The sequence below is a fragment of the Microvirga lenta genome, from assembly GCF_020532555.1.
Taxonomy (GTDB): Bacteria; Pseudomonadota; Alphaproteobacteria; order Rhizobiales; family Beijerinckiaceae; genus Microvirga; species Microvirga lenta.
Map to the genome: position 1 here is coordinate 1 of NZ_JAJBBR010000023.1, position 6,935 is coordinate 6,935.

The following is a 6,935-nucleotide window of genomic DNA, read 5'->3' on the forward strand; positions in this document are numbered from 1 at the left end:
AGCCGAAGCGGTGTACTCACCAAAGCATAGAACTGGTCGATGTCCATTCATCGGCCATCCTCTCGGACAGCCCGCAAGAACACCGCCGCCTACGCTTCTCTCTCTCATCTTCACTTGTCAAAGAGCACGCCGTCCCGCCAGGAGACGACAAAAACCGCCGGACCAACAAACCCCGTCCGGCAAAACCGGCCAGGTCATCCGCTTGTCCGTGGAAGCCTCGGCGCCGCATCGGCAGCACCGCGATGAACCCGATATAAGTTCACCAAACCTCCCCGTCAACCCCCTCCTCAAAACCAAAAGAAGAAGATGCCAACGGAAACTCCCTCGAAAGGGACCCAACAGAAGGAGGCTACAAGCCCCACTCTCTCAGGACCGGCACCGGAGCCACTCAGTGGCCCGCCGCCGATGAACAGTTATCTACAGTAGACCTTTCGGAAGGTCAACACTCGATTTGAAAATTTTTCGATCAAACCGAGCAATCATTCGAACCGTCAAAGAACAAGACGCGTCTCACCGCCCGCAAAAGCACATCTGCTCTTGCGGCTTCACGTTCTCGAGCAGCAAAAACCACCCGATTACTTGGCGATGTCGTCAGAGGAGCCGCTTTCGTCTGCCTCGGGAAGAGGAGACTATGGCTCATGCCGGTGAACGGACGAGAGGTCCGCTCCGACCCGGAGCGCGCAGCAGGATTCCGTGGAGCCCGGCAGCAGCGTCGGCGTCATGTGAGATTGAAGCTCGCCTGGATGAACATCCGGCGGGGCTGCGGATATGTCGATTGGCGGCCCGTTTGTCAACGCCTTTCTTGCGACTTTCGTCGGACGGCACCCCGGCCGGGCCCGTCACTCCCTGGGGCTGGGCCGGGTGAGTAGATAGAGAGCGACGCCGCCCATGACGAAAGCCAACGCGACGGCGAGAATCCCGCTCCGCGTCAGCCATAGGCAGAAGGCATAGGACAGCCCGAGAGCCGCGACGGCATAGCTCTTGGCACGGACAGAAATCGCGCCCTGGTCCCGCCACTGCGAGAGCGCCGGTCCAAAGCACGGATGGCCGTAGAGGCGATCGGCAAGGGCCGGATTGGATCGCGCAAAGCACCAGACTGCGAGGAGCAGAAAGGGCGTCGTGGGCAGAAGGGGCAGCACCACCCCAAGCGCTCCGAGCGAGACGCTCAAATAGCCGAGGCAAAGGTGAAGCCTTCGCATGATCCCTCTTCCGCCAGGCGCCGGTAGGAATTGCCGTCTCAACTCCGCTTCCCGAACCGCCGCGGTTACGGCAGCGGCCGGAAAACAGGAAGACGGCATCTCGGCAACAACTGCCCAGGAGCGGGAGGGTTCGCCTTGCTCCGTCTGCAAGGGCGCCAGCATCGTCAGACGCGGGACCCGTGCTCGTCCCGCAGCTCCTGCAATTCCGCGGCATTGGGACAATAGTCCACGAACGCGACTTCCGCCTCCCCGCGATCCAGGTCTCGGCGGCAGCGCCCTGACTCGGAGCATTCGGTGCAGACGACGCTCATGTCCCGCATCAGCGCCGCATGGCTGCGTCCTGCTCCTTCCGGGTCGAGGCCGAGAGCCGTCATGAGGCGCGGCAGCTCCGCGCCCGCCTGCGGGCCTCGGGCGACCAGAGCCGCGAGCACCTCTTCCGAAATCCCGATATCGCGCGCCAACGCCTGGCGCTCCTCTAAGCCGAGATTCGCGAGCTCACGAGCCTGCATCCATCCCGCCTGCCATTGCCTGATCGCTGTTGCCAAACTCATGAAAGGCTCCTCCTGCTTGCGACGAGGTTGCCTCAGGACAGACCTTGGAACATTGATCCAGAGCAAACGGGAGCCCTCCCCCGAGCGCGAAGCGGAAGGGACAGGCGAGCAATCGTTCCGCCAAGTCGCGGCTCCGGCAGCAGCAGGCGAAGACGTCTCCTACCCGGCCCCGCCCGCTCCTAGGGCGATCGCCCGCTCCGCCAGCTCGACGGTCGAGGCACGGGATCGTGCTCCGCATATGAAGCCGCTCGGATGGCAGAATACGCCATCCTCAATTCCGGCAGCCTTGGAGAAGGCCTCGTCCTGCAACCCGCGCCAGGTTTCGGGAAGGGACAGCCGCTGGCCGAAGGAGTTCGGCTCCGGAGGGACGGCCCGGCAGTACCATGCTCCCCCCTCCTCTCCCGGGTAGATGACGAAGAGCACCTCGTCCAGGCCTCCCTCGTACACGGCCTTTTCCCAGGGCAGCTTGCGATCGAGGACGACGATGCGCGGATCGCGCGCCTGTCTGGCCGCGGCGAGAACAAGGACAGCTGCCCGGGCCGATGCATGGGCCTGCCGGCATGCCCGAACGAGGACGCCTCGCGCCGTTTCGGCGGCCTCCCCAAAAGCGGTGTCGTAGGGCTTCGTGCTGTCCCAGGTCGGATTGAAGGCTTCCACCAGAAGCGCAAGATGACCCGGGCTGACGGGGCCGATCCCATTATCCGCCTGATCGATGGACAGGATCAGGTCATTGTCGATCTCCTGCCACACCGTCTCGAGCGTCTCAGCCTCGATATCCGGCACGAGCTGCGGCAGGGCATCGCGGCCGTAGTCCCGCCAGACGAGGCCGACGGAGCTGTAGGGCGTGCCATCGGCTCTGCGGGGCAGGTCTCTCATATGATGGTCGTAGCGGCGTGCCTCCGGGTCGTAGACGCCCCCGACGTCGAAAACCAGATCCGCCTCCCCGATGATCCGGGCATCGCGGGTCCGGACGAGGTCGATAGGTCCCAAAGCCGCCTGCAGAACCACGGAGGCGAAAACATCGTCGGCATGGAACCGACCGCTATGGGTCACAACCTTCATACTCTCCACCGCCCCGTCATGCTCGAAGGGTAACCGGGCCGCCGTGTGGCTCAGCCGGACCAGACGAGAGCGGACGGACCCGCGATGATCTGGAAGGTTGCCGTGTCGGCCCTGACCGACGGACCGCCGTCGTGTTCGAGAAACTGGAGCGGGCGATGGGAATCGAACCCACGACATTCAGCTTGGGAAGCTGACGTTCTACCTCTGAACTACGCCCGCATGGCGCAAATCTTAGAATGCTTCCCGGGCCGTTCGTCAAGGCCGGACCGCCCGGATCGTCCCTGTCGGGTTCAGCCGCGCGGCAGGGCGCCGATGATCGGCCCCATAGGAAGTAGCCCGTCCTTGCGGTTCAACTCGGGGGAGTAGAGGCTGGAAATGCTTCCGTCGAGGAACAGCGCGTTTGGACAATCGAGCTCGTCGCGGAAGAACGAGGCGAACTCATGGAACGTCACGGGCTGGTTCGAAATGGCGAAGACCACCGTGTGCTGCCCACACACGCCTACCCCATTGCGGATCTTCCGCGAGGTTCCGTTTTCCGAGAATTTCGGATGGATCCGACCGTTGATGACCAGCATCGGCCCGGACTGCGTCGCGAAATCCGGCTTGATCTTCTGGCGCAGGTAGCGCGAGGTTTCGAGAACCCCGGCCCTGTTGCCTTTGACGAAGAAGATCCCGTTGGGCTTCATGTGGAAATTGCCGGGCCCGCCGGCCGTGTTGGCCCGCTTGAACTCCCGCCCGTTCTCGACATAGAGGCCGACGGGCGCCAGCTGCTCGTCATACATGCCGCCATTCATGGCAAAGAGCAGTTCCGAGCCCTTCGGCCCACTCAGCAACCGGCTGAACGAACCATAGGCCTGTCCGTCAGGGTCGCGCCAGAAGAGCCTGACCTGATGTCTGCGGAGATCGACCGTGCAGACCGCGAACTCGTTTCCGGCACTCCGCACCGTCCGGCAGACCTCGCCCATGGGTGCGGCCTGTCCCGGGCCTGCGGTCGATAGCACCACCGCAACGAGCATCGCCAGAGTTCTTGCAAGATTCAGCATATCGTTTCCCTGATCACCGGCTGCGGCCGCGGGCGGAGCCTGAATTCAAGTGACCAAGATGGTCAATCGGGCGCTCGTGTCGAGACCCGGCTTGTAGATCGGCCTCCCCATCAACACATTGGGAGCACGGCGACAACAGGCATGAAAACGGCTATTCTGGCAGCCATGACCAAAACCTATCCCTTCTGGACTTCCCCGATCAGGATGATCGTCCTGGTCCTCCTGGGACTTGCTCTCCTGGCATTTGCGTTCTTCACGCTCGCCGTTCTGCTGCCGATCGCCGTCATCGGCGGCATCGCCCTCCACTTCTATCTCCGCCACCGGCTGCGCAAGGCGCAGCGCCGCGGCCAGGATGGGGTGATCGAGGTGGAGTACACGGTCGTCGACCGTCGATAGGCCCAGGCGAGCTCCCGTGCGGACATCCCTCGGTGGAATACGCCCGCCGCGCGCTATGCCGGTCGGGGCCATATCCCTGCCGTCACGTCCCCATAAAGTCTCTATCGTCCTGACAAACGGCAGCTGCCGGATTAAAGCAGCCGGCAGCTTCGTATACCGTGCATGAGAGACAGCAAGCGCATAGACGTCATCGGTCTGCTGGGCCCGCTGCGGCGCTATGCCCGGTCGTTGACCAGGGACGACCACCAGGCCGAGGATCTGGTGCAGGACACCCTTGTTCGCGCCTACGAGCGGCGTGGCTCGTTCCATTCCGGCGGCAATCTGCGGGGCTGGCTTCTCTCGATCCTGCACAACACCTTCATCGACGATCGCCGTCGCCAGGCTGCCGAGGCGCGCCGGGTGCAGCAGATCGCCGAAGCCATGGTGCATTCGTCACCTGCGGAACAGGAGAGCCGGGTCCGGCTCCAACAGATCCAGCAGGCATTCATGAGCCTCCCGGATGACCAGCGCGCCGTCCTCCACCTCGTCGCGATCGAGGGGCTGTCGTACCAGGAGGCTGCGGCGACTCTCGACATTCCCATCGGGACCCTGATGTCGCGGCTCGGTCGCGCCCGCGCCGCCCTGCGGGCCTTCGAGGCGGATCCGGATCAGCAGCAGAACGCTTCAAGCCGGCCACGTCCCAATCTTCGCCTGGTGGGAGGCGCCCGTGATTAATCCCATCACCGAAACGGATCTCCTGGCCTATGTGGACGATCAGATCGACGTCGCACGGCGGATCGAGATCGAGGACTACCTCGCCCGAAATCCCGAGGCCGCGGCGCAGGTCATGGCCGATCTGCGGACGCGGGACCTTCTGCGTCTGGCGATGACGGAAGAATTGCAGCGCCCCCCCGAGGCGATGATCGAGGCGGCCCGCCGTCTCGGAAGAGGCCTCGTCTGGCGCGAGTTCAGCCTGAAACTCCGCCGGATCGCGGCCGTCGTCGCCCTGATCGGGATCGGGTGGTTCGCACATTCCCAGGTCGGATTGTTCGAAATCACCGACAGCGAGGCTTCGCCGAAGCCCCCTGCCTTCGTCGAGGACGCGCTCCATTCCCACCAGACGGCTTTCCTGCGCGCCCGCATGGCATCACAGCCGCCGGTTGCCGAGTACAACCCGTCCGAAATTGCAGCGGAGACCGGAATTGCACTCCCGCCGCTGCCGGACGACTGGCGCGTTGCCGACGTCCAGGTCTTCCCCTCGCGGGACGGCCACAGCATCGAGATGGTCATCGAGACGAAGGACCTCGGGCACCTGTCCCTCTTCGCGGCGCATGTCTCCTCGTTTCATGTGATCGCGCCTACCATCGCCCGCTTCGATTCCACGAAGGCCGCTTATTGGCAGATGGGCCAGCTGGCCTACGCGCTGACTGGAACGGCCAACGAGGGCGCCATGCAGCGCATGGCGTCGAAACTGGCCCGAACTGTGCACTAACTCCCTGACAAGAAGGAAGAACCGATGAACACACCCTATGCGTGGCAGACCGGAAACGCGCGTACGACCACTGCCATCTTCGACGAAGGCCTGCGCCGGCACATGCTGCGCGTCTACAACTACATGGGCATCGGCCTGGTGCTGACGGGGATGGTGGCATTCTTCGTCGCCTCGACCCCGGCCCTGTACGTGCCGATCTTCCAGAGCCCGCTGAAGTGGGTCGTGATGCTGGCGCCGCTGGCGTTCGTGTTCTTCTTTTCCTTCCGCATCAACGCCATGTCCGCGGCGACGGCCCAAATGGCCTTCTGGGCCTTCTGCGCCGTCATGGGCCTGTCGCTCGCCTCCGTGTTTCTCGTCTTCACCGGCACCAGCATTGCCCGCACGTTCTTCATCACGGCGGCGATGTTCGGAGCGACGAGCCTCTACGGCTATACGACCCGCCGCGATCTCTCGAAGTTCGGCTCGTTCCTGGTCATGGGCCTGATCGGCGTGATCATCGCCTCGCTGGTCAACATCTTCCTCGCGTCGAGCGCGCTGCAGTTCGCGATCTCGATCATCGGCGTCCTGGTGTTCACGGGCCTGACCGCCTACGACACCCAATCCATCAAGGAACAATACGCCGAGAGCCATGGCCACGAGGCGAACAGCAAGATGGCCGTTTTCGGCGCCCTCTCGCTCTACCTGAACTTCGTCAACCTGTTCCAGCTTCTGCTCAGCCTGACCGGTCAGCGGGAGGAGTAGCCGCCCCGAAGCCTGTGCCATTCGGCTGCCCGACCGCGGGCGGCCGATTTCCATTCGCCCCGGCCCTCGCAGACGCCGGGGCCGCGATGCCGGGCCCGACAGGCCCGGCTTCATGCCGTAAGGGAATCAGCCTTTCGCCAGGAAGACGGACGCGATGGCGCGTCGGGCCAGAACAAAGAGCCAGCTTGACCGTTATTGGGAGACAGTGTCCCGACATGCTATCGCTCATGCCGCTCTTTGCATCCGACAGGTCCCGTCTTGCACCCTCTCCTGCCCCACGGCACAACATTCCTAAAGAAAGCGCCCCTGGATGCCCTGTCGGGCACGGCGGCTAGAAGGAACGACCCATGAATTTCGAATGGCTATCCGACCCGACGGCACTGGCGGCACTGGCGACCCTGATCGTCATGGAGGTGGTGCTCGGTATCGACAACCTCATCTTCATCTCGATCCTGACCAACAAGCTGCCCGA

General features: G+C 63.6%; 8 protein-coding genes, 1 tRNA gene and 1 pseudogene. 5 read left to right on the top strand and 5 right to left on the bottom strand.

Annotation, left to right across the window (positions count from 1 at the left end; translation table 11 throughout):
* Positions 1 to 839 precede the first annotated feature (839 nt).
* The 5 genes from LGR44_RS21530 to LGR44_RS21550 form a co-directional block, all read right to left on the bottom strand.
* The gene (locus tag LGR44_RS21530; RefSeq protein WP_226742774.1) at positions 840 to 1,199 is read right to left on the bottom strand and encodes a YbaN family protein; all 360 of its coding nucleotides are present in this window, start codon (positions 1,197 to 1,199) and stop codon (positions 840 to 842) included.
* 164 nt (positions 1,200 to 1,363) lie between these two features.
* On the bottom strand, positions 1,364 to 1,750 hold the full coding sequence (locus LGR44_RS21535; RefSeq protein WP_226742775.1) for a DUF6455 family protein: 387 nt from the start codon (positions 1,748 to 1,750) through the stop codon (positions 1,364 to 1,366).
* 159 nt (positions 1,751 to 1,909) lie between these two features.
* Positions 1,910 to 2,803 carry an MYG1 family protein gene (locus tag LGR44_RS21540; RefSeq protein WP_319004880.1) on the bottom strand — a complete coding sequence of 298 codons (894 nt, stop codon included), beginning with the start codon at positions 2,801 to 2,803 and terminating at the stop codon, positions 1,910 to 1,912.
* 153 nt (positions 2,804 to 2,956) lie between these two features.
* A tRNA-Gly gene (locus LGR44_RS21545) sits at positions 2,957 to 3,031 on the bottom strand.
* Between the two features lie 71 nt (positions 3,032 to 3,102).
* Positions 3,103 to 3,855 (bottom strand): phosphodiester glycosidase family protein, encoded by a 753-nt coding sequence (locus LGR44_RS21550; RefSeq protein WP_226742777.1) that lies wholly within the window; start codon positions 3,853 to 3,855, stop codon positions 3,103 to 3,105.
* Positions 3,856 to 3,996: 141 nt separating this feature from the next.
* Here LGR44_RS21550 and LGR44_RS21555 point away from each other — a divergent pair, with 141 nt between their 5' ends.
* The 5 genes and pseudogenes from LGR44_RS21555 to LGR44_RS21575 all read left to right on the top strand — a co-directional run.
* Complete coding sequence (locus tag LGR44_RS21555) at positions 3,997 to 4,251, top strand: hypothetical protein (RefSeq protein ID WP_226742778.1); 255 nt, start codon at positions 3,997 to 3,999, stop codon at positions 4,249 to 4,251.
* Positions 4,252 to 4,413: 162 nt separating this feature from the next.
* Positions 4,414 to 4,965 (top strand): sigma-70 family RNA polymerase sigma factor, encoded by a 552-nt coding sequence (locus tag LGR44_RS21560; RefSeq protein ID WP_226742779.1) that lies wholly within the window; start codon positions 4,414 to 4,416, stop codon positions 4,963 to 4,965.
* Positions 4,958 to 5,722, top strand: a complete 765-nt coding sequence (locus LGR44_RS21565; RefSeq protein ID WP_226742780.1) for an anti-sigma factor family protein — start codon at positions 4,958 to 4,960, stop codon at positions 5,720 to 5,722. Before LGR44_RS21560 ends, LGR44_RS21565 begins: the two co-directional genes overlap by 8 nt.
* A gap of 24 nt (positions 5,723 to 5,746) precedes the next feature.
* Entirely contained in the window at positions 5,747 to 6,463 is a 717-nt protein-coding gene (locus LGR44_RS21570; protein ID WP_226742781.1) for a Bax inhibitor-1/YccA family protein, read from the top strand.
* A 347-nt stretch (positions 6,464 to 6,810) separates the two neighbouring features.
* A pseudogene (locus LGR44_RS21575) lies at positions 6,811 to 6,935 on the top strand (TerC family protein); the annotation flags it as partial.